We start from the raw sequence: 22,592 nt of genomic DNA, 5'->3' as shown, positions 1-22,592 counted from the left end.
GATTAGTCTATGCCATATCTGTTCGTCGGCGCCGGCCAGGCCGGGTGTGCCATCGTCGATTCAGTGTTCGACCACGAGCGCGTCGCGCAGCTCGCAACGCCGGTCGTGTTCAACTCGACCATCAGGGACCTACAGAACCTCTCGAACATCGAACGCGAGGCGTGGTACGGCGTCTCCGCGTCCGAAGGGCTCGTCCCGGGGACGACGCCCGGGTTCGAAGAGGAGGTGACGGGCGGGTTCGGCCGCGACCCGCAGAAGGCCGACGACGCGATGCAGGGGACCACCGACCGCGTCGTCGAGGCGTACCAAGAGCGGTTCGGCGAGGGGACGCCGCCGTTCGCGTTCCTGTTCCTCGGGCTCGGCGGCGGCACCGGGTGCGGTATCGCGCCGCACCTCGCCGACGCCATCAAGGCGTACGGCGGCCCGTCCACAGACGTCATCGCCGTCGCCGTGATGCCGAACACGACGGGGCAGGTGAGCGACGACGGGGAGGCGAGCGCGACCCGGCAGGCCGCCAACGCGGTGTACGGCCTGAACCGGCTGGAGGAGCACGTCGACGGCGTCGTGCTCGTGGACAACCAGCGGCTCGCCTACGAGGACGCCGCGGAGGGCCGGTTCAACGAGTACAACGACTACGTCGGCTCCGCCATCGTCGACCTCATCTCGGGGCCGATTCTCGAACGCATCGACCCGGGCCGGTACGACGACCTGGACGCGCCGGTGGTGGACCTGCAGGACGTCGTGACGTCGCTGACGCTGAACGACGGCGGCGTCGGCTACGCGTCGCTCGGCCGGTCGGTGACGATGACGCGGTCGCTGCTCGGCTACGTCGCGCCGTTCGTCGGCCGGGAGAACGTCGACGGCGCCGCGCTCTCCCGGCTCGCGGTCAGCAAACGCAGCGTCGCGGACCTCACGCCGGCCGACGCCCAGAAGGCCATCGGGCAGGTCCGCGCGCCGGCGCCGTACATCACCGACGACGACCACCGGATCCAGGTGTCCGTGATTCGGAGCCTGCTGGACTCGTACTGCTCGGAGGTGAACATCGGGATGACGCTGACGGAGCGCAACCTCGCGTCGTTCACGACGCTCCTGACGTTCGCGCGCGAGGACATCAGCCGCATCGCCGAACTGGAGGAGTTGGCGGAGGAGCACGCCGCGGGGGTGCCGGCTTGACGCGCGGCGGCTCGACGCGGCGCCGACGCGGACTCCGCACCGTGACGGCGGCGCTGGCGGCGTCGGCGGTGCTCGCGGTCGCCGTGACGCTGCTGTCGTCTCCGGCGGGCGCGGAGTCGAGCCGGACGCTCGCCGCGCTGGCGAGGGAAGCGTCCCGGCAGTACGAGGTGACGGCCGCCGCGGTCCGGTTCGCCAGCCTCCCGGTCGCGCCGGCGGTGTTCGGCGGCGCGCTCGGCGTCGGCGGCGGCCTCATCGCGGGCGCGGCGGTCGCTTACCGCGGCCGGGGGATGCGGTGAGATGAGCCGCGACCGACCCCGCCGAGCGGCTATGCTCGCGGCCGTGGTGCTCGCCGCGACGCTCGCGGCGTCCGCTCCGGCGGCCGGTGCCGTCACCGTGGCGGAGCCGTGCGCCGGCGTCAATCAGGACTCCGTGGTCGCCTACCTCGACACCGGCGACCGGCTCTCACAGAGCGCCAGCCTCTACCCCGGCACGGAACTCACCGTTTACGTCTGTGACAGCGGCACTCCCGAGACGTACTCCGCGTGGGAACTCCAGAACAACCCCGGCTTCGCGATCACCGAAGAGCGGCGACTGAGCGCGGTCGTGACGGTTCAGCCGGCGGACGGCCCGGTTCGGCTCGGCCGGGCGCTCAGATTCAAGGACGCGCTCCCGGGCGGCCGGTACACGGTCGTGACCGGCGCCCGCGCGGACTCCGCGGTCGGCAACCGGACGCTCAGCTTCCCGTCGGGGGCGGCGAAGACGCAGTTCGTGCAGGACGAAGCCGCGTTCGTCGAAGCGAACGACCGCGTGATGGACGCGGCGGAGACGCTGCAGGCGCGCGCGAAGAACGGGTCGCTCGGCGCGAGCAAGCCGAACGAGTCGCTGACGACGCTCCAAAGCGTCTCGCTGAACGCGTCGGCGGCCGCCGCACAGCAGAGCGCGTTCGCGGCGACCCGCGCCGGTGACACCGCGGACGCGGGCGAGGTCATCGCCGCGGTCGAACGGCAGAACGCGGACGCGCACAAGTCGGCTCGGTCGGCGCTGCAGGCGTACCTCGGGGCGCTCCAGGAGACGCGGCGCGGCGCGGCGCGGCTCGTCCGGCTCGTCGCCGTCGGCGCGCTGCTCGTCGGCGCGGCGGTCGGCGGCGGCGCCGGCTACTGGCTCGCCCGGCGCGAACTGTCGAAGACGGAGTTCGACCGCGGCGTCTCCCGCACCTCCCAGTTCAGCCCGAAACAGATCGCGGTCCCCGTCGGCCTCGGCGTCGTCGCGCTCATCGTCGGCGCGGCGGTGCCGGTGGTCGCCTCCTCCCTCCTCACAGTGATTCTATGAAGCGACAGTACAAAGCCGCACTCGGCATCGGAGGCATCGTTCTCGTCACGGTACTCGTCGGTCTCGGCGTGTTCCTCTACTTCGGCTCACAGCTCGGCGTGTACGTGCTGGGCGTCGGCGTCCCGGTCGTCATCGTCGCGTCCATCGGGCTGTACGTCCGCGGCGTCGTGACGCGGTCGTCGACCTCCGAAGGGGAGTTCCTGCAGGACGCCGCGCGCAGCGCCGCGGACTCGTTCCGCGCGGAGCTCACGACGTACAACCAGCTCCGCAGCGACTACCCGCAGTGGCGGCCCGACGGCGTCCAGACGGACGCCGAACAGCTCGCAGACGACTTCGCGGACGCCGGCGTCGACGTCGACGTCGACGCGGCGACGTTCACGGTCCGGTCGCCCGACCGCGTCCAGGAGTTCGACCGGCTGTCCGACCGCGTCGGCTCGTTCGCGGCGGACCGCGACGACGCCTTCCGCTCGTTCGCGGAGGACGACGTGGAGCGCGCGCGTGACGCGGCCGCGACGGCCGCCGAGGACTTCCTCGGCGAGGACGGCACGCCGGTCGACGTCGCCGCGCGCGACGTGCCGGCGGACGGCGGCTACGGCGACGCGGAGGCGGTGCTGCAGGACGCCCGCGAGCAGGCCGCGGCCGCGTTCGGCGACGCGGTCGACCGCATCGAGCGGACCGTCGAGGACTACGACGGCGACGCCGACCGCGTCCGCGAAGAACTCGACGAGGCCGAGCGGTTCGTCGACGCCGCCAGGTACGACGACGCGCTCGCGGCGCTGCGCCGCGCGCGGCAGCACGCCGAAGGCGAGGTGAGCGAGCAGTTCAGCGCCGACCGCGAGGCGCTGGAGAACACGCTGTCCACCATCGACTCCGTCGGCGTCGACGGCTTCGTCTCCGACGAGCACCTCGACACGGTCCGGCGCGTCGAAGACGAACTGGCGTCGATGGACTCCGCGCTCGCGGCGGACGACCTCGACCGCGCCGCCGCCGACGTCCGGTCGGCCGCGACCGCGATGATTCGCGAACTGGAATCGGACCTGGAGCGGCACGTCGACACCATCCGCGACGCCGACGTCCCCATGGGCTTTTACACGGCGCCGCCGGCGGTCGCGACCGACTACGCGGCGCAGCTCGACGACGCTGAGTCGCTCGAGGAGTTCCGGTCGGCGTGGCTGAGCGCGGCGAGCGAACTGACGGACGCCGTCGAGGCCGCGGAGACGAAAGCCGCGGTCGCCGAGTCGTACCCGACGGTCCGCGAACGCATCGACGAGGGGCTCCGGAGCAGCGGCCGGGTCGGCGCCGACGACCTCCCGGTCCGCGACGCGGAGCCGTTCCTCGAACTGTACGCCGACGCCGCCGACGACGTCGAGTTCGACCCGGACGGCCCGGCGGTCGTCGCGGCGGGCGGCGGCGAGTCGTACAGCGTCGAACTCACCGCGCAGCTCGCCGCGAGCACCGGCGAGGAGCACGACCTGACGCTCCGGCTCGACGGCGACGGCGTCGACCGCGAGGCGACCGCGTCGACGTACGTCGCCGCGACGGAGACGTTCGACGACGTGCCGTACGGCGAGTACACGGTGTCGGCGTCGACGCCGACGGACGGCTTCACCGACGCGACCGAGTCGGTCCGCGTCGACGCCGACCGGTCCGTGGAGCTGACGCTGCCCGAGCGCAGCCTCCGCGAGCAGGTGTGCGGCGACGACGCAGCCGACGTCGAAGAACAGTTGCCGACGGTCGCGCCGGAGCTCGAATCGAAGTTCGACGACGACGAGTACCTGACGCCGGAGACCGACCTGCCCATCGCCGACGACTACGTCCCGTGTCTGCTCGTGCTGTGGGCGGAGCAGGAGGGCCACACGGCGACGCTCGACGACGGCGACGTGCTCGTGTACGACCACGACCAGTTCCGGTCGAGGCTGGAGACCATCATCGACCACAACCTCACAGACGGAGACTCAATGACTTTCGACGAGATGCGGACGAAGTTCCTGTCGGTACCGGCCTCTGACGACCTCGTCGCGGCGACCATCCGCGAACTCGACGCCGACGTCACGGTCGGCGACGCGGGGGTGACAGCCTGATGTCTCAGCGCGAACGGTCGTTCACCCGGTGGGCGCTCATCTCCTCGGGAGAGGGCGGCGGCCGCATCGCCGCCGAGTTCCTCGCACGGAACGAAAACCCCGGCATCGAAGACCGCATCCTGATTCTGAACACGAACCGCGCGGACATCCGGAACACGATGGACCACGCCGGGCTGGAGGACGCGCTGGACGACGACCCCGGCGTCGTGTTCGGGTCGAAACGCGGCGTCGGCAACAACTTCCTCGCCGGCGAGGAGTGCGCCCGCGAGGACGTCAGCAAAATCATCGACAACGTCGACGACTTCACCATCGGCTCGGACGCCTTCGTCTACCTCACGACGCTCGGCGGCGGCACCGGCAGCGGCTCCATCCCGTACCTGATTCGGCAGATATCGCAGGACTCGGACGTCGAACTCCCCGGCTGGCTCGACAACGACACGCTCGTCAACGTCGCGTTCGCCGCGTGGCCGTACTACGACGAGCCCGCCCAGCGGCAGTTCAACGCCATCTGCGGGCTGTCACGGCTCCTGATGGACCGCGACGGCTCGCAGAACGCCGACATGGTGCTGCTCGCCGCGAACTCCCACCTCGACAACGACGACGGCGTCGGGAGCTACGGGACGGTGAACGAACGAATCGTCACCGCCATCGACCTGCTCATCAGCGCCGGCCGGGAGGCCCGCGGCGTCATCGACGTGGAGGACTACGTTGCGAAGCCGTCCGAAATCGGCGCGTACCACTTCACGCCGGCGGTCGCCACCGGACTGAACGGGAAGATGATCGAGTACGAACTGATGTTCGACCGCGCGGCGGACCAGACGTTCGTGCCGATGGACGTCTCGACCTCGCGGGCGGCGTACGCCGTCGTCCGCGCCCCCGAACACCTCATCGAGAGCGGCGACGTCACCGAGACCGGCGTGCAGTCGGCGTTCAGCACGTGGAAGCGGAAGAACGACATCGGCGGCGCCGTCGGCATGACGACGCTGACGCCGAAGGAGGGCCGCGGCAACGACGTCGACGTCCTGCTGTTGCTCGGCGGCTTCGACCTGAATCCGCTGCTCGACCACGCCCGCGACGCGTTCGAAGAGCACAAGGACAACATCGAGGTCGCCAGACAGCTCGGGAACGGCGCGGAGAACGCGATTTCGGAGGCGCACCTCGCCGACCTGGAGGAGAACCTCGACCGGTACGTGTCGCTGAACGCGAGGTGACGACGGCATGAAACCACTCCGGACCCGGTCGGTGTTCGCCGTGCTCCTCGCCGTCCTCGTCGTCGGCGCCGCGGCGACGCCGCTCGCCGCCGCGGCGACGACCCAGGCCACGACCCCGGCGGCGACGCACGAATCAGCGGCGAACGCCGCCACGACGACCCAAGGAGCGGTGTCGCCGCCGGACGACGCCGTCACGGCCGCGCTCGCCGGCTCGGACGCCAGCCAGACGGACAGCGGCGGGCTGCGCGTCCGCATCAGCCGGTCGGCGGTCGCCGACCGGAGCGTCGAAATCGCGGTGTCGGCCGGCTCGAAGCGCCTCCAGACGTACCGGAAGACGCCGACGAACGCGAACGCCAACGGGACGCACTACCGGTACGTGGTCGGCGCGGACGCGCTGCCCGACGCGAACCTCGCGGAGGCGACGGTGGTCGTCCGGTCGAACGGGACGGCGGTGTACAACGAGACGCTCGACCTCCGGTACGTGGCGCTGGAAGGCGGCTCCGCGGCGTTCGACGGTAAGGGACGGCTGACGGTCGGGACGACGAAGCAGGTCGGGCTCGGCTCCGCCGCCGTCACCCTGAACGTGACGTCCGAGAGCGGAACCGCCGTCACCGCCTCGGCGACGCAGGTGAACAACGGGACGCTGCGGCTTCCGCGGTCCGACGCCTTCACCGCCCTGCTCACCCCGCCGCGGTCGGTGACCGTCTCGGACGCCGACGGCGGCGTCACCGTCACCGGGTCGGTCACCGCCGACCTCGGGTCGCTCGCCGCGCCGACGACGACGGTTGCCGGGAGCAAAATCGTCGTCGAGTCGCCGCTGCTCGTCGCGGACACGCAGTACACGGTCGCGATACGGACCGCCGGCCCCGCCGGGACGTACGCGGTGCACGAGACGGCCGAAACCGGCCGAATCGTCGTCACGAACGAGTACGTCGCCGGCGCCGACCGCGTGAACGCCACCGTCACCGTCGAGGGCGCGACCGTCGTCGACGACTCGACGAAGCCCGGAGAAATCATCGACGCGAAACTCCGGTCCGGGACGACGCTCGCCGCCGGACAGGCCGTCCCGGTCGACTCGGTCACCCGGGCGCTCCTCGTGACGAGCGACGGCGTCCAGACGCTCACCGGCGTCGCCGTCGACGGCTCGACGGTGTCGCTCGGCGACGTCTCGCTGAACGGGTCCAGCGGCTACCTGCTCGCGCTCGCCGGCGACTCCGGCGCGTCGGCCGTCCTGTCCGTCGGGAACGCGTCGTTCGACGCGCTCGGCTCCGCGGGCGGCAGCCCGTTCGGGGCGACGAACGCCGCCGCTGCCGTCCAGAACGGCACGGCGAACGGCACCGCAGGCACGACCAACGGGACGACGAACGGCACGACGAACGGAACGGCGGGCGGCGGGGGAGCGAAGGCCGGCGGACTCCTCGGCGGGGAAACTTACGGAGTCCCGAACTTGGCGTTCGTCGTCATACTGGTGCTCCTCCTGCTCGCCATCGTCGTGCTGCTCGTCTGGGATACGTTCCTGCGCGACGACTCCTCTGGCGGTGCTGGCGGCGGGGGGAGCCGGACGATTCAGGTCGACGTCCGCGACGGCTTCGCCGGCGGCCCGTTCGGCGCGCCCGTCCACCTGCTCGCGGAGTCGACGTCCGGCGGCGGGCGGCAGGGCGGCCGGAACGTCTCGGGGCCGCAGCCCCGCGAGTTCGAAATCGACGGCGGCGGCGACACCGTCGACCTGCCGCGGGAAGGCTGGCGGCTGACGGCGTCGTACAACGGGCTGAAGGACACCGAGACGGTCGAACTGGTCGACCCGGACCGCGCCGAACTCACGATTCCGCCGGCGCGGAAGTCGATGACCGTCGTCGACGAGGCGGGCGACCCCATCAGCGGCGCGACGGTCGAGGTGAGCTACGACGGCTCCACGGTGCAGGAGGCGACCGACGCCGACGGCGTCGCCCGGTTCGAGCTGCCGCCGACCGCGTCGGACCTGGCGGTGCGCGCCAGCCACGACCGGTTCACGGAGGAGTCGACCGAGGTGGACGACCTCGACGCGTTCCCGTCGGAGGTCCGGCTCATCGGGAAGACCGGCGGGCTCACGGTGACGACGACCGTCGGCGGTGAGCGGACCGGCGCCGTCGATGTGACGCTGACCGCCGACGAGGACTGGCTCGCCGACCACGTCCAGGGCGCCGCGCCGGAGAACCGCGACGGCACCGTCGACTTCGGCGAACTCCCGGTCGGCCGATACCGGCTCACCGGCAGCGTCGACGCACCGGCGTTCAGCGAGGCGACGACGACGGTGCAGCTCACGGAGGACGCGACCCAGCGCGAGACGCTCGACGTCGCCTTCGACTTCCGGCTCTCCGACCGGCAGCGCGACGAACTGGCGGCGCTCCGCGACGAGGCCGACGACCTCGTGCCGTCGAGCCAGCTCGACACCGCCGTCCACCGGTACTACGCCAGCGTCATCCACGACCTGGCGGACACGGTGGAGGAGGTACCGAGCCGCGGCGTCGCGTTCGCCGACGGCGGCGTCGACCCGGACCGCAGCGTCGACGGGATGCTGTCGGTCGGCCGCGGCGTCGTCTCCGTCATCGACGACGCGATGAACACGAAACACAACGTCGACCTGTTCAGCGCCTGCGCCGACCTCCGCGACGTCTCCGTGACGTGGAGCGGCGCCTACCGCCTCGACGACTTCCTGTCGTACGCGGCGATGGACCGCGTCGACCAGCGGTCCGACCTCAAAGACCGCGTCGACGACCTCGACGAGTTCCTCGACGACGCCCGCCGCGACGTGACGGTCATCTCGCCGGCCCAGGCGCTGCTGGACGAACTCCAGCAGTACGTCAGGGAGACGCGGGAGGCCGACGCCGTGAAGAACGCCGCGTTCGTGTTCGTCGTCGTCGGCGTCGCGGACGCGGTCGAGTCCCTGTTCGACGAACCTGCCCTCCTCGATAGACTCAACAGAACGGTGTACTAACATGACGGACACATCACTCACGAGGGCGCTGCTGGCCGTCTGTCTCTGCGCCACCGTCGTCGCTGGCTCGGTGCCGGCGACGGCGACCGCGTCGGCGGCCGACGGGTCGCTGACCGCCGACGAGGCGCTCCAGCAGCTCCAAGGGTTCGAGGACGAACCGGCGTTTCAGACGTACAGCGAGTTCGAAGTGCTGCGGAGCCAGGCCGTCACCGCAGTCCAGGTCGGGACGTTCACCGACGCCGACCGGAAACGGATGCAGGCGGTGCTGACGGTGCTGACGCGGTTCGTCGACGCCTACGACGAGGCGCAGAACGGCAGCCGTATCGACAGCCTCGCGCTCGCCAACGAGACGGCGGCGGCCATCGACGCGCTGCGGGCCGCCGGCGGAACGCAGTACGCGACGCTGGCCCGGCTCGGCCTCGAACGGTTCTACCGGGTGCAGGGCGACGCGCTGTACGAACGGGCGCGGAGCGCCGCTAACACGTCGACGCAGCTCAGGTACCTGGACGCCGCCGCGCAGGCGTTCAAGGCGGGCGGCGCAGCGAGCCGGTACTCGCAGGTCAGCGCGGAGGAGAGCCGGGTGCGCGCGACGTTCCGCGCCGACCGTCAGCGGATGCTGCGCGCGATGAACCAGTCCGCGGCGTTCCTGAACCGGTGCGGCGAGTCGTGCACGTCGCCGACGGGCGCCGTCGCCTCGCTCGGCGTCGGCGTGTTCGGGCAGTACCAGAACGCCCGCGCCGCCGCGGCCGACGCGAGAACAGCCGTCCGGCTCGCCGAGAAGCACGGGCTGCAGGAGGCCGCCGCACGCGCCTCCTCGCTGTCTGAGTCGATTGCCGCGGCGCGGCTCGCGCTCGCGCTCGCCGGGTCGCTGCTCGGATTCGTCTACGCCGGCCTGCTCGGCACCGTCGCGATGCTCGTCGCCATCAGGGTCGCGACGTGGGCGCAGGACGTCGACGGGTCGCAGGTCGGCCGCGTCGTTCCGCGGGAGCCGGTGGAGGTGGCGGACCAATGAGCCGCACCGCCCGCCGGTCGACCGCCGCGCGCGCCGCGACCGTCGCCGTCGCCGCGCTGTTCCTGCTCGGCGTCGCGACGCCGGCGCTCGCCGCGTCGACATCGGTGCAGGTGGACGCCGCGCTCACCGACCAGACGCGGACCGACGAGCTGTCGTTCACGTTCACGGCGTCGTCGAACCAGACTGTGACGGCGACGAGCGGCTTCTCGCGCGCCGGCGGCAACGTCCAGTTCCAGTTCGACCGCTGGGAGCGCACCGACGGCGGCGGCTCCGGGTCGTCGAACTCCTGGCAGGTCGTCTCCGGCGGCTCCTACCGCGTCACCTACGAGGTCACGGTGACCGGCGACGTCGACGACACCACCTACTCCGGAACCGTCGAGGTCTCCGGCGGCGCCGGCACCGAAGCGTCCGAACAGCTCTCCGTGAACGTCGACGTGCTGTACCCGCAGTTCGGCTCCATCGGCGCCGGCAACCCGACGTTCGTGTTCGACGACGGCAGCGGCAGCACGCAGACCCAGGAGTTCGACGTCACCGTCGAGAACACCGGGCAGGGCGTGATGGTGCTCTCGGACGTGACGTTCTCGAACGTCCCGAGCGGCTTCTCCGTCACCGCCGTCGACGTCCCGAACACCATCGCCGCGAACAGCCAGGGGACCGTGACGGTCCGCGTGGAGGCGGACAGCAGCGTCTCCAGCGGCAGTCACAGCTTCACGATGAACGTCGCTGACAACCTCGACTCCGTGAGCGACGCCTCCTCGTCCATCAGCGTCGACGTCAGGAAGCCGCCGGTCGCGGACGTCTCCGGCTCCGAAATCAACGTCGGCGACGTCCTCGTCGGCACCAGCAAGTCGACCGAGTTCACGGTGAACGAGGTCGGCGGCTACAGCGGCATCGACGGCGTCTCCATCGAGGTCGTCGGCAACGAACAGTCCGGCTCCGTCTCGTTCAGCGGCTCCGTCTCCACGAGCGCCGGCGGCAGCGACACGGCGTCCGTGACGGTCAGGGCCGCCGAGGGCGCAGCCCAGCACTCCACACTGTCGTGGGACGTCGAAATCACGCCGTACGCCGAGTACGCGCCGACGCGGACCGTCACCGTGACGGCGCGCGTCATCCACCCGGCGAAGCTTCAGCGCGTCGGCTTGAACCAGGTGACGGTTCCGTTCGACCAGCCGCGGTCGGAGGTGTCGACGTTCACGGAGGAGTCGACCGTCGACATCGTGAACTCCGGTGACCTGGAGATGAACGTCCAGAGCGCCTCCGCGTCGATGCAGAGCGGCGGGCAGTACCTCTCGGCGTCCGTCGAGAACGTCCCGAGCACCGTCGGCGGCCTGTCCACCGGTGAAGCCACGCTCGTCGTCGAGGCGGACGCAGACGCGCCGGAGGGAACCCACACCGTCCAGGTGACCGTCGACACCGAGAGCGCCGGCACCAAGACCATCACGCGCAGCGTCACGATCTCCCAGCAGCCGAGCCTCGGCGTTCAGAGCACCGTCCAGTACGGCGAGGTCACGGTGACCGAAAACCGGACGCAGAGCATCGACGTCGCCGAACAGCTCGGCTACGAGTCCATCACCGGCCTCCAGATTCAGAAGGTGTCCGGGCCGAACAAGTGGCTGACCGTGGTCGAACGGCCGCCGAGCCGGATCGAACCCGGCCAGGTGTCGCCGCTCGTCGTCGCGCTCCGGTTCGACACGCAGGCGGAACTGTACAAGCAGTACCGCTGGAAGTTCCGCGTCTCCGCGGACAACGTCCCGACGAAGACGATCACCGTCGTCGCCCGCCCGAAGCCGTACAGCTTCGACCAGATCACGCAGCCGCTCAGCGACACGGCGAGCCAGGGCGGCTGGCAGGCCGCCACGACGCGGCCGATGAACCAGATGCTGCTGCTGCTCGAAGAGCGCCTGAAAGGAGACGGCGCCGTCGCCGGCGACGACCTCTCGCGGGCGCTCGCCGGCGGCCGCGCGGCGCTGCTGTTCGTCGACTCGCTCGAACGCGCACGGACGGCGCGCCAGCAGGGGAACTACTCGGAGGCGCAGCGCGCGCTCGCCCGGGCCGCCGTTGCCCGCGACCTGCTCGCCCAGTACGTCAACAACCTCCAGGGAGACAAGCTGCAGTCGACAGCGTCGCCGGCCGTCGCCGCGGCGAACGAGGCGTTCGCCGCCACCGCGGCGAAGCAGCGCAGCCACTACGAGGAGGTGCTGGCGGCGAACGAGTCGGTCATCCGGAACGCGCAGGCGCACCGGGCGCTGATGCGGCTCGCCGAGTACACCGGCAACAGCCAGCAGGCGCAGACGCACCGCGAGGCGTACCAGCGCGCCTCCGAGAAGTACCTGCGGCTGGTGGAGCACGCCGCCAACAGCAGCGCCCGCGCGCAGGTGCTCTGGTCCGGGTTCCGCGACAACGCCACGCTCGTCATCGCCGACTACCCGCTCGTGTTGAACCCGGCGCGGGTCGACAGCGTGTACGCGACCACGAACCGCGTCGAGTCGCTGTTCTCAGAGGCCGCGTCGACGTACGCGCGCGCCGGCGCGACCGACGAGGCGGCCGCCACCCGGCAGCGGGCGTCGGCGGTCAGTTCGCGAATCCAGGCCGCGCGGTACAGCCTGCTCGGCGCCAGCGCCGTCTACGGCGCCGCGTTCCTGCTGCTGCTCGTGCGCATCGGCCGGAACACGTACGCGTACGTCCGCGACGCGGACGCCGCGACCACCGGCGACTTCCTGCTGCAGACCTGACCGCGGCAGGGACTCGCCACACGGCCCGACCGGATTCTTTCCGTTCGCTTACTCGCCGCTGCTGAGCGACCCGCTCGAGAACGGTCCGGGGACGAACGTCGGAGGCGAAGAAGGAACGTCGCAGCCGCCCGAACCGCATCGTCACCACCCGCAAGCATCGGCGTCGGAGGTACGCAGGCTGGCCGCTGTGCGTCAGCGGTAGGCGGTGGAGAGCCGGTCCGGGAGGTCGCGGCCGTGGCCGCCGGCGTCGTCTTCGATGCGCCAGGCGTCGCTCGGAATGTCGCCGTCGCCGTCCGCGGACGCGGCGACCGTGACGGTCCGTTCGTCGGCGTCGGCGCCGTCCGCGGTGAGCGTCAGCGTGACCGTGACGGCGTCGCCGCCGTCGACGCCGTCGACGTCGACGATGTGTTCGACGGACTCGCCGGCGCCGAACGACTCGACGGTCTGCGGGACGTACATCGTGTCGTCGACCGCCCCGCCGGACGCCTCGACGGTGACGCCGCTCACGTCGCCGCCGGCGTTGGTGAGTTCGACGAACAGCGCGCCGCGTCCGTCGACGACCCGCGAGTCCGTCTGGAGCGCGACGTCGACGTCCGCCAGCGCGCTCGCGTCGTCGTCTCCGACGAGCGACTCGTGGGGGCACAGCGTCCGCACCGTCTGCCGGTCGGCGCCCACCTGCCCGACGAGTTTCGCGACGACGACGCGGCGGTCCGGCTGCACCGGGAGGTCGACCTCGCCGGTCGCGGTGCCGCCCGCCGCGTCGATGTCGACCGGCACCTGCACGTCGGTGTCCGGGAAGACGAGTTCGGAGAACGACCAGTTCCCGCCGTCGGTTTCGAGGCTGTACGTCAGCGTCGCGCCGCCGTCCGCGCGGTCCCGCCACGTCAACAGCGGGACGACCGGGCTCGCCTCCACCGCGAACTCCGCGCCGTCCTCCTCGATGGTTCCCCAGTCGCCGCGGAGCCGCACCGGCGGCACGGAGACGCGGTCGCCGTAGGCGACGTGGTACCGGCGGCCGTAGGCGGTGCTGCGTCCGCGGACCGACAGCGTCTCCTCGTAGCCGCCGTCGTCCGCGGACAGCGTGAACTCGACGGGCTGGTCGCCGTCGTTGTCGACGACGAGTTTCTCCTCGAACGTGATGCCGCGCCGCGGCGTCGACGCGAACGACCGCTCGACGGACACCGGCGCCCCCGTCGACCCGGCTGCCGCGGGGCCGGAGCCGGGGTCGGGCTCGGGCGCCGCGAGGCTGTCGGCGGACTCCGACACCGCCCGCGACGACGAGCCGCGGTTCGACCCGGCCGGGTCCGGCAGCAGGTCGCTGCGTTCGAGCGTCAGCGGCTCCGTCAGCCGGCCGCCCGAGGTCTCCACGACGACGTCGCGGGAGCCGTCTTCGACGACCGGGAGCAGCAGCCGGTAGGCGCCGTGTGCGGCGAGTTCGACGCTGCGGCTGTGCTCGACGTCGGCGGCCTGCGCGTTCCGGACGGTGAGGTCGTCCGTCGCGTCGGCCGGCGTGTCGTTACGGAGCGTCACGGCGACGAAGCCGTCGCCGGTGGCGTCCACCTCGATGTCGGTCGGAACCGTCGGGACGTCGAGTTCCACCGGCTCCGGGTCGACGCCGGCCGCCTCGACCGTGAGGTCGCCGGCGGGCAGCGGCGTCTCGACGGTCACGGTCTTCGTCTCGCCGGCGGAGACCGTGCCGACGTCGCGGCCGCCGACGCGGACGCCGTCGACCGCGGCGGTGCCGTCGTTGGCGACGTCGACCTCGACCGACAGCGTCCCGCGGTCGACGCGCATCGCGCCCGTCTCGACGGCGAGCGCGGCGGTCGCCTCCGTCACGTCGACCGACTCGGTCGTCGTTTCGCCGTCGACGCCCACCGTGACGTCGACGCTGTCGGCGTCCTCGTCGAACTCGCGGAGCACGACGCGGCGGCGACGCGTCTCGCCCGGGTCGAGCGTCACCGTCAGCACCGACGACGTCGGCGTCGCCCGGTCGGCGTCGACGGTGACCTCCGGCTCGACGGTCACGTCGCCGTCGTTCGTGAACTCGACGGCGACCGTGCCGTCCGACTTCGTACAGGAGTCGGAGACGACGTCGACGGAGACGGTGCCGTCCGTTTCGCCGGTCAGCGCGTACACCGTCGCGGTGGCGCCGTCGAGTTCACAGAGCAGGTCGCTTCCGACCGTCGACGCGGCGGTGCCGCGACCGCTGACGCCGTCGACGCCGAGCCGCGACCCGTCGGGGTCGACGCCGAACACGCCGGCGTTTCCGCGGCCCGGGAGCCACGCGGCGGCCTTCGGTGCGAGCCAGTCGGCGTCGACGTCGAGCGTCCACCGCAGCTCGCCGTCGTCGGTGTAGCCGGCGAGCCGTCCGTCCTTCAGAGCGACGACGACGAGGTCGTCGAGCAGGCCGACAGCCGTGGCGGCGCCGTCGAGCGACACCTCGGTCTGCACGTCGCCGTCGTCGTCGATGACGGTGAGGAACGACCAGGCGGCGACGCCGAGCCGGCCGTCGTACGCCGCGACGGACGGCGCCTCCGCGACGTCGGCGTGCGGCTGGTCGAGCCGGTCGCGCTCCACGCCGCTGCGCCCGTCGAACACGGCGAACTCGCCGCCGCCGGTCCGGACGAACACGGTGTCGGTCGTCGGGTCCGCGTCGACCGACTCCGCGCCGGCGATTTCGGCGCCCCAGACGCGGCTCCCCTCCAGGCTGTACGCCTCGAGCGCGTCGCCGGCGAGGACGTACGCGCGGCCGCCGACCGCGACGTCGTCGACGCCGTCGGCGTCCGTGAGCACCTGGTGGCCGTCGGTTCGCACCGCCTCGACCGCGCCGGTGTCGTCGGCGACCACGACGGCGTCGTCGCCGCCGGCGGCCGCCACCGGGTCGCCGAACTCGAACGAGTCCACCTGCAGGAACCGCGTGTCCGGCGCGGAGGAGCGCTGCTCGGTCACGTCACTCGACCCCCGCGTCCGCCTCGCCCGGCCCTGGCGCGTTCGCCGCCGCGATCTCCTGGGCCTGCTGTTCGATGTACGCTTTCATCTCCGGGTACCCCTCCAGTTCGGACGCCTGCTTCATCACCGACGAGACGTACTGCCGAACCGTCTTCGGCTCCATGTCGTCGAGCTTCGACAGCAGGTACTCCGTGTTCGGCGTAATGGCCTCCTCGTCCGGGTCGATGACGCTCTCGACGAGTTCGCGCTGGAGTTCGGAGCCGAGCACGCGGTCCGCGATTTCGGCGGGCGTGTAGCCGACAGACGCCTCGCCGAGCCGCTCCACGTCGACGTCGCCGTTCTCCGCGATGCGGCCGAGCGACTTCTCCCACACCTGCGCCATCACGTCCTCGTCCGGCTGCGGGATGAACTGCTGAATCGGGAAGCGCCGCGTCGCCGCCGGGTCGATGCTGAACGGCATGTTGGTCGCGCCGATGACGAGCAGGTTGTCCTCGACGTCGTTCATCTCCTGGAGGAACGCGTTCGTCAGCGCGCGCTCGTGCCGCTGGAGGTTGTCGTCGCTCCGGTCCGGAATCAGCGTCTCCACCTCGTCGAAAAACAGGACCGCGAAGCCGTCGCCGGCCGCCTCGTGCGCCTGCTCGAAGGCGGCGCGGACGTTCTTCTCGGACTCGCCGGCGTACTTCGAGACGACGTCGCTGCCGCGCACCTGCAGGAAGACGACCTCGCCGTAGCTGTCCTCGATGGTCGAGTTGTACTTCGCCTCGTAGGCGATGGCTTCAGACACCAGCGTCTTCCCGCAGCCCGGCGGCCCGTACAGCAGCATGCCGCCGCCGCGGTCGGCGAACTCCTCGCCGTACCGCGACACCACCTCGTCGCGGACGTCCGGCTCGAACAGCGACAGCACCATCTCCGCGGTCCGCTTCACCTCCTCGAGCCCCGCGACGTCCTCCTCGAAGTTCACCTGCGGGTTCGTCGGCGTGATGTCGATGGTCGCGTCCTCCTCGGCGCCGCGGCCGCCGCCTCCGCCGGGGCCGCCTCGACCGCCCGGACCACCGGGGCCGCCGGAGGACGCGCCGTCACCGCCGCCTGTGCCGGTCGGCGGCTCGTCCAGCGAGGCAGCCGGCGGCTCGTCGAGGAACTCCAGTTCGGTGTCGTCGTCGACGCGGAGCGTCGTCGCCGCCGGTTCCAGCGTGTCGACCGTGAACTCCACCTGCTCGTCGCCGAACTCGGCGACCTCCCGGATGGGGTGGAGCAGGTACTGGTTCGACCGGAGCGCGTCGGCGAGCGCTTCCTCGTTCGCGTTCTCCGCGTACAGCTCCGCGCGCTTGCAGCTCCGCACCGCGCCGAGCGAGACGTCGGCGTCGACGTAGAAGTCGCTGGTGCGGTCGATGCCGCCGAACAGCCGCGCGACGTTGCTGTTCAGGTACACCTTGTTCTTGATGGTGCTGGCGAAGCCGTCGTCCTCGGTGCGGACGCGGAAGAAGGCCTCGCGGCCGGCGTGCCGCACCCTGACGACGTCCGCGCCGGGGCCGACTTTGCTGCGGCCGACCGTGACGTGCGACGTCGGCTGGTCGTCCTTCGTAATCGGGGTGAGATTGAGCGAAGTCATGCGTGTGGGTTGTAAGCGTCGATGGTTCGGGTCGCGAACGCCCGTATCTGCTCGTACTCCGCGTCGACGAGGTCGTCCGGCGGATTCAGCCACAGCGCCCGGGCGGCCGTGAACCGCAGAACGCGGGCGCTGTCGCGCAGCGCGTCGGCGACGTCGCGGTACGCCGCGGCGGACGAGTCGCAGTCGACGAGTCCGAGCCGCCCCGCGACGCGGTCGTAGCGCGCCGCCGCGCCGTCGAACGCCTCGCCGACGAACGGGACGACGACGTACCAGTTCGCGACGCCCGCGCCGCGGGTCGGCAGCGGCACCGTGACGCCGTCGCCGTGCCGGCTGAGCCGGTCGGCGTCAGCCGCCGTCTCCACCGACTCCGCCGGCGGCGACTCCGCCGACCGGAGAGCCGCGAGCACGTCCTGCACCGCGGCGTCGACGCCCGACTCCGGCGTCTCTGTCGGCGTCGGCAGCGGCAGCGCCGCGTCGACGGTTTCGCCGAACTCCCGGAGCGCCGCGTCGAGCGACAGCACCTCGCTCCACAGCGCCGCCGGCTCCGGCATCTCCGTCCAATCGAGCGCGCGCTCGGCCGCGGCGTCGAACGTCCGCACGTAGCCGAGCCACGACGTCGCATCCATCTGTGGCTACGACTCGGTGATGATGTCCTGGTCGTCCTGTTCGAGCGCCTGCGTCGACTCGCTCAGCTCCTTCGCCTGCTCGGAGCTGCCGCGGATCTCGTCGAGGACGTCCTGGCCGCTCTCCTGCTCCATCCGCTCTTTCTTCGGGACGACGTTCCCCATCACGGACAGGACGTTCGTGAACTGCTCGGAGGCGTTCACGGCCTCCGTCGGCCACAGCTGCTGGGTCCGGATGCGGTCTCGCAGCTTCTGCTTTTGAATCTTGAACGACTGCTCGGTCGATTCGAGCTGCTCGATGACCTCGCCGAGGTCCATCTGCTCGGGGTTCGGGTCCGGAATCGTCTCCTCGTCGGTTTCGGCCTGCTCGATGAGGTTGTCGTAGTGGTAGTACTGCTCGCGGGCGTGGTTGAACCGCCGGAGCTCGTCCTCGTCCAGGTCGTCGACGTCGCGGTCTCCGGCGATGCTCAGCATCTCCTGTTGGTACTCCTCCCGCTTCGCCCGCAGGTCGTTCAGGTGCTCCGTGACGTCAGTCGTCTCCTCCGACCGCGACTCCAGCCGCTCCTGTGCGTCCTTCACGCGGTCGACCGCCGTGTTGATGCGGTCGGTGAGCGTGTCGAAAGCGGCCGCCCAGTTGCTGTACATCTTCACCGCCCGGTCCATCTCGGACTCGTCGTAGGTGTGCGGCGGCCGCAGCACCGTCAGTTCGGAGCCGTCGACGGTGATGATGTCGCGGTCTGCGAGGTAGTCGATGACGGCGCGGGCGGACTGCTCGTCGGTGGCGTGCGGGCTGTCCGCGAGCGCCGCCGCGGCCTGCTCGACGTCCATCACGGCGTTGCCGTCCTCGTCGATGGACAGTTCGTCGCCGAGCATGTCCTCGAGCAGGTACTGGAGGAGCTCCTCCCAGTTCCCGCTGTCTTCGGACCACTCGGCGAACCCCAGTTCGAACCTGACCGCCGATGTGGTCGGGTCCTGCGACCGGGCGACGACAGTTCCGTTCTCTTCGTCCTCGTCGAATTCGGTGTATCGCTGCATTGTGAAAGTCAGATGGGTTGGGTCCGTGTGTTCGGGTTCGAGTCAGTTCGGTCGGGTCAGTACTCCTCGTCGATGAGCTCCTCCGCGCGCTCGCGTATCTGCTTGCGGACGTACGCGTTCCCCTCGTCGCTCGTCGTGACGTGGAGCTCTTCGATGTCGTCGCGAATCTCCGATTTCAGCGAGTCCGCCGTCGCGGCCGTCGTGTCCCGCAGCACCGGACGGGTGAGCTCCGTCGCGTGCGACTCCACCTGCGCCTCCAGCGGCTCGCGGTGCACCGCCAGGTTCCGCGAGTCCAGCACCTCGATGGTCGGCTCGTCGTCGGTCGCGAACTCCTCGCGGACCGCCGAGATGACGTCGTCCTGCGAGAGGTCGGCCCCGCTCGACCGGACGTGCGCGAGCACGTTCGACCGGACGTCGATCTCGGATTCGAGCAGCGTCTCGTACTCCCGGAGCGGCATCACGTGGCCGGCGTCCTCGAACGCGGAGACGACGTCGTCGGCGAGGTCAGCGGCGGTCTGCTTCCCGAACTCGTCGAGCGCGGCGCGGACGAGGTACTCGCCGTCCATGTCGATGATGAGCCCCTCTCCCTGCAGGTAGCCGATGACGTCGGAGGTGGCCGCGACCGAAATCGCCTCCTCGAGCTGGTCGTGCGAAATCTTTCCGTGGACGCTCCGACGCTTCAGCTTCCCCTCCAGGTCGTCCTCGCCGGTCTCCTCTTTCAGCCGCCGGCCGACCGAGTAGTACTCGCGGCTCCCGGCCGCGATTCGCATCACGAGGTCCTGCCGCCGCAGCCCGTTCGCGAAGAACTCCGCGTCCTCGTGCGCGAGGTCGAACGCCTTCCGGAGGTCCTCTGTCGTCACCACCATCTGGTTCCGGAACACGCCCTTCAGGCGCTCCGTGATTCCGGTTCGGGTGCCGGTGCCGAACGGGTCCCAGTAGAAGACGCCCGACCGGATGCGTTCGATGCTGTAGTTTTCGTCCTCCGCCATCTCTCGGAGCGCCTCCTTCGTCTCCGAGGTCGACAGCGTCGGCGCTTTCAGCTTGCTCTTCTCGCGCGACTCGTACTGGTCTTTGAGCTGGTCCCGGACGCGGTCGACGTACAGGAAGCCGTAGTTGTCCTGAGCGATATCCTGAGAGATGTCCTCTAAGACGTCCCGGTCGACAGGGCGGAGCGGCATCGATACGGTAAACGAATCGTAACTATACTAAACTTTACCCCACGCTGCCGTGTCCCGACCGCCTCATTTAGGCGGCGTTCGCCGGAAAGAATCGGTGTGCGGGTCGCCGCGCGGCGCTCCCGTCACGCCGACCCGTCACGGGACACCGGAATCGTCACCGGCGGCATCCCGCCGGCGAGGCCGCCGAAGGCGGTTTCGTACCCCTCGTGGCGGGCCGTCTGCGGCCACACGGTCGGCGTCAGCGTCAGTTCGTCGCCGTCCGCGACCGCTGCGTCGACGACGGCGCCGTAGTGGTACGACAGCGACGGGTCGAGCGTCCGCGTCAGCTCGCCGGCGAACACTTCGTCGCCGCCGCGGGTCAGCGTCGCCTCCAGCGCCATCGCCGGGACGAGCATCCGGTTGTACGGCGTCCGCGCGGAAACCGCGAGATACGCCGACCCCTCGCCGGCGCCGTCGCCCCCGGCGTCGACGCCGCTCGGCGGTGATTCCAGCACCGTCGCGACCAGCACGGCGTCGTTGCTCGACGCCGCCCCGACGACGGTTCCGGGGAGCGCGTCCCGCGCCGGCGCACGCGAATCCGGGAGCGCCTCGTGGGTCATCGGGTCGACGGCGCCCGGTTCGCCGCCGCGTTCGAGCGTCCGGAACGGAATCTCCTCTTTCGCGGCGGCGCTGTAGTCGAACTCCACGTCGATGTCCGCGGGTTCGTCGAGCCGGTCCGCGAACGCGCCGGTTCGGCGCGTCGAGACGGCGCCGACCGAGAGCGTCGCCGTGTACGCGCCGTCGCCGTTCAGCGAGAAGTTCGCGCCGTAGTGGAACCCCATCGGTTGGGACAGCATCGGGTAGATGACCTCCTGGGTCACCAGGTCGCCGTCCTGCGTCACCTCGACCGACAGGCCGGTTTCGGGAAGCACCTGCCCGGTCTCGGCGTCCCAGACGACCGCCATCAGGTGGAGGTCGTCGTCCGACCCGATGGACGTCCGTTCGACGGCGGCGCCGTTGACGTTCCAGAAGCGGTGGGCGTACGAGTACAGCAGCGCGACCGAGTAGTCGCCGACGGTCCGGGTGCCGACGACCTTCATCCCCTCGACGTGCCCCGGGACGTAGACGCCGTCCGGCCGGTCAGACGGCACCGGCGGGACGCCGGCACCGCCCGTCTCCCGGAGTCTGAATCCGAGACAGCCCGCGGCGGCCCCCGCCAGTCCGGTCGCGGCGCCGGTGCGAAGGAAACTGCGTCGCTTCATCGGCGCACCTTCGCCCCCGGAGTGAAAGCCCGTTCCGGTTTCGGCTCTCGCTGTCCGCCTGGACGCGCGAACCCGGTCATTCCGTCTCACCGTCCGGCGTCGGGAGCGCGCGCAGCGACCGCGGTGGAACGAGGAAGTAGCCGCGTCGGCGGACGAAGATGTACTCCAGGATGCCGTTGTTGACGCGTTGGCGGACGGCCGGCGTCACGTCGGTCAGGTCGGCGCCGTTCATGGCGCGGCGCACCTCCTCGAACGCCGTGACGCGGCGCTGCAGCGACGGGAAGTGGAGGCTTGCGACGTCGCTGTCGGTCGACTCGAAGTGTCGGCGGAGCAGCCGCACGTCGCCGTCGGCGTCGCGGTTCGCCCGCGCGGCCTTCTGGGCGTGACCGACCCGTCCGTACTCCTTCGCCTGAGCGACCGTGTCGTCGACGAACCGGTCGACACCGGAGGAGTCGCCGAGGTTCGCGCCGACGCCCTCCACGAGGTCGTTCGCGGCGTGGCCGGGCGAGAACATCTCCATGACGCGCTCTCGGTGGTCCTGTTCGCCGTACCAGTCGGCGAGGCGTTGGCGCCAGTTCGCGACCACCTTCGTCGTGCCGTCGGCGAACGGGCCGTCGGGGAGCGTCACGTAGTCCTCGGTCGCCTGGTTCTTCCGGAAGCCGGCGACGAACCCCATGAACAGCGGCGACCGCTTCGGAACCGGGTTCGGCTCCGGGACCCCTTCGAGTCCGTCCGCGCGCTTGTGCGGCAAGCCGGCGCCGACGAACCCGGTTCTGCGCGACTCCACCGAGACGGCGTCGGTGAGCGGCGCAGGGACGTCGACGCCGTTCGCGACGTCCCGCTCTCCGCGGAGCGCAGCGTCCGCCTCCAGGACGACGTCGGCGCGGTCGGACGCCAGGTGAACCAGGAGGTCCTGCGTGTCGAACTCGGGTTCTTCGAACCCGGAGAGCCGCGCCGGCTTCGGCAGGTCCACGGACGGCGGCAGCGACGCCTCGAACCGGTCGAAGTACGCCGGCGAATATGCGGCCGAGTGCAGCAGCGCGTCGTGGCTCCACGCGTACGCGTCGTCCAGCGCGTCGAGCGCCGCCGAAACGACGCCGCGTTCGTCGGCGGAGGGCGGCCCGTCGTGCGGCAGCGAGCAGTACAGCAGCACCTGGTGTTTCGGGAGGAGGTGGTTGCCGGCGTCGTCGGTGCGGACGTAGTCGTTCCAGGCGTGCTGTCGGTCCGGGTGCGCCGCCGCGCCGTCGCCGGTCGGAACGGGGTCGTCGCCGACGCGGTCGAGACACGCGGACAGTGCCGCCGCGCCGCCGACGGCGACCGCGCGCTTCACGAACGCGCGCCGCGGCAGCGAGGCGTCGAGCGAACTCATCGGCGGTCGTTTGGACTGGCCGGGAAAGGCGGTGTCGGTTCGCGGCCCCCCGCCGCACGTGAGTCCGGGCTGCGCC

The 22,592-nt window shown here is 71.0% G+C and carries 15 protein-coding genes; 8 read left to right on the top strand and 7 right to left on the bottom strand.

Annotation, left to right across the window (positions count from 1 at the left end; genetic code table 11):
* Positions 1-9: 9 nt before the first annotated feature.
* Genes ACQUS7_RS00295 through ACQUS7_RS00260 form a run of 8 tightly spaced genes read left to right on the top strand, consistent with a single transcriptional unit; the run spans position 10 to position 12,512 of the window.
* Positions 10-1,173 carry a cell division protein FtsZ gene (locus ACQUS7_RS00295; protein ID WP_435129024.1) on the top strand — a complete coding sequence of 388 codons (1,164 nt, stop codon included), beginning with the start codon at positions 10-12 and terminating at the stop codon, positions 1,171-1,173.
* A gap of 41 nt (positions 1,174-1,214) precedes the next feature.
* Positions 1,215-1,469: a hypothetical protein gene (locus ACQUS7_RS00290; RefSeq protein WP_435129027.1), complete on the top strand. Its 255-nt coding sequence runs from the start codon at positions 1,215-1,217 to the stop codon at positions 1,467-1,469.
* 31 nt (positions 1,470-1,500) lie between these two features.
* On the top strand, positions 1,501-2,502 hold the full coding sequence (locus ACQUS7_RS00285) for a hypothetical protein (protein ID WP_435143370.1): 1,002 nt from the start codon (positions 1,501-1,503) through the stop codon (positions 2,500-2,502).
* Positions 2,499-4,583, top strand: a complete 2,085-nt coding sequence (locus ACQUS7_RS00280) for a hypothetical protein (RefSeq protein WP_435143368.1) — start codon at positions 2,499-2,501, stop codon at positions 4,581-4,583. Before ACQUS7_RS00285 ends, ACQUS7_RS00280 begins: the two co-directional genes overlap by 4 nt.
* Complete coding sequence (locus ACQUS7_RS00275) at positions 4,583-5,794, top strand: hypothetical protein (protein ID WP_435143365.1); 1,212 nt, start codon at positions 4,583-4,585, stop codon at positions 5,792-5,794. Before ACQUS7_RS00280 ends, ACQUS7_RS00275 begins: the two co-directional genes overlap by 1 nt.
* A 7-nt stretch (positions 5,795-5,801) precedes the next feature.
* Complete coding sequence (locus ACQUS7_RS00270) at positions 5,802-8,768, top strand: hypothetical protein (RefSeq protein WP_435143362.1); 2,967 nt, start codon at positions 5,802-5,804, stop codon at positions 8,766-8,768.
* Between the two features lies 1 nt (position 8,769).
* A complete protein-coding gene (locus ACQUS7_RS00265) occupies positions 8,770-9,780 on the top strand; it encodes a hypothetical protein (protein WP_435143360.1) in 1,011 nt (336 codons plus the stop codon).
* Positions 9,777-12,512, top strand: coding sequence for a hypothetical protein (locus tag ACQUS7_RS00260; RefSeq protein WP_435143357.1), 2,736 nt, complete (start codon positions 9,777-9,779; stop codon positions 12,510-12,512). Before ACQUS7_RS00265 ends, ACQUS7_RS00260 begins: the two co-directional genes overlap by 4 nt.
* 192 nt (positions 12,513-12,704) lie before the next feature.
* Here ACQUS7_RS00260 and ACQUS7_RS00255 read toward each other — a convergent pair whose 3' ends face one another.
* The 7 genes from ACQUS7_RS00255 to ACQUS7_RS00225 form a co-directional block, all read right to left on the bottom strand.
* A complete protein-coding gene (locus tag ACQUS7_RS00255; protein ID WP_435143355.1) occupies positions 12,705-15,461 on the bottom strand; it encodes a hypothetical protein in 2,757 nt (918 codons plus the stop codon).
* A 1-nt stretch (position 15,462) separates the two neighbouring features.
* Positions 15,463-17,070 carry an ATP-binding protein gene (locus tag ACQUS7_RS00250; protein WP_435129050.1) on the bottom strand — a complete coding sequence of 536 codons (1,608 nt, stop codon included), beginning with the start codon at positions 17,068-17,070 and terminating at the stop codon, positions 15,463-15,465.
* Positions 17,067-17,696 carry a hypothetical protein gene (locus ACQUS7_RS00245; RefSeq protein WP_435143352.1) on the bottom strand — a complete coding sequence of 210 codons (630 nt, stop codon included), beginning with the start codon at positions 17,694-17,696 and terminating at the stop codon, positions 17,067-17,069. Before ACQUS7_RS00245 ends, ACQUS7_RS00250 begins: the two co-directional genes overlap by 4 nt.
* 6 nt (positions 17,697-17,702) lie before the next feature.
* Complete coding sequence (locus ACQUS7_RS00240) at positions 17,703-18,728, bottom strand: hypothetical protein (protein ID WP_435143349.1); 1,026 nt, start codon at positions 18,726-18,728, stop codon at positions 17,703-17,705.
* Between the two features lie 56 nt (positions 18,729-18,784).
* The gene (locus ACQUS7_RS00235; protein WP_435143346.1) at positions 18,785-19,906 is read right to left on the bottom strand and encodes a hypothetical protein; all 1,122 of its coding nucleotides are present in this window, start codon (positions 19,904-19,906) and stop codon (positions 18,785-18,787) included.
* A gap of 122 nt (positions 19,907-20,028) precedes the next feature.
* Complete coding sequence (locus tag ACQUS7_RS00230; RefSeq protein WP_435143343.1) at positions 20,029-21,147, bottom strand: iron transporter; 1,119 nt, start codon at positions 21,145-21,147, stop codon at positions 20,029-20,031.
* Positions 21,148-21,223: 76 nt separating this feature from the next.
* Positions 21,224-22,516 (bottom strand): DUF7405 family protein, encoded by a 1,293-nt coding sequence (locus ACQUS7_RS00225; protein WP_435129065.1) that lies wholly within the window; start codon positions 22,514-22,516, stop codon positions 21,224-21,226.
* Positions 22,517-22,592 lie beyond the last annotated feature (76 nt).

Origin of the sequence: Halobaculum sp. P14 (assembly GCF_051195155.1) — an archaeon.
Lineage (GTDB): Archaea > Halobacteriota > Halobacteria > Halobacteriales > Haloferacaceae > JBNTKA01.
The sequence above is the reverse complement of the archived record's forward strand: the minus strand, read 5'-3'. Positions and strand labels throughout refer to the sequence as shown.

Bases quoted from the DNA above. Each gene is read 5' to 3' on its own strand.
- ACQUS7_RS00235 (WP_435143346.1), bottom strand. From the start codon at position 19,906: ATGCCGCTCCGCCCTGTCGACCGGGACGTCTTAGAGGACATCTCTCAG.
- ACQUS7_RS00270 (WP_435143362.1), top strand. From the start codon at position 5,802: ATGAAACCACTCCGGACCCGGTCGGTGTTCGCCGTGCTCCTCGCCGTC.
- ACQUS7_RS00285 (WP_435143370.1), top strand. From the start codon at position 1,501: ATGCTCGCGGCCGTGGTGCTCGCCGCGACGCTCGCGGCGTCCGCTCCG.
- ACQUS7_RS00260 (WP_435143357.1), top strand. From the start codon at position 9,777: ATGAGCCGCACCGCCCGCCGGTCGACCGCCGCGCGCGCCGCGACCGTC.
- ACQUS7_RS00280 (WP_435143368.1), top strand. From the start codon at position 2,499: ATGAAGCGACAGTACAAAGCCGCACTCGGCATCGGAGGCATCGTTCTC.
- ACQUS7_RS00275 (WP_435143365.1), top strand. From the start codon at position 4,583: ATGTCTCAGCGCGAACGGTCGTTCACCCGGTGGGCGCTCATCTCCTCG.
- ACQUS7_RS00295 (WP_435129024.1), top strand. From the start codon at position 10: ATGCCATATCTGTTCGTCGGCGCCGGCCAGGCCGGGTGTGCCATCGTC.
- ACQUS7_RS00225 (WP_435129065.1), bottom strand. From the start codon at position 22,516: ATGAGTTCGCTCGACGCCTCGCTGCCGCGGCGCGCGTTCGTGAAGCGC.
- ACQUS7_RS00240 (WP_435143349.1), bottom strand. From the start codon at position 18,728: ATGCAGCGATACACCGAATTCGACGAGGACGAAGAGAACGGAACTGTC.
- ACQUS7_RS00265 (WP_435143360.1), top strand. From the start codon at position 8,770: ATGACGGACACATCACTCACGAGGGCGCTGCTGGCCGTCTGTCTCTGC.
- ACQUS7_RS00245 (WP_435143352.1), bottom strand. From the start codon at position 17,696: ATGGATGCGACGTCGTGGCTCGGCTACGTGCGGACGTTCGACGCCGCG.
- ACQUS7_RS00250 (WP_435129050.1), bottom strand. From the start codon at position 17,070: ATGACTTCGCTCAATCTCACCCCGATTACGAAGGACGACCAGCCGACG.
- ACQUS7_RS00230 (WP_435143343.1), bottom strand. From the start codon at position 21,147: ATGAAGCGACGCAGTTTCCTTCGCACCGGCGCCGCGACCGGACTGGCG.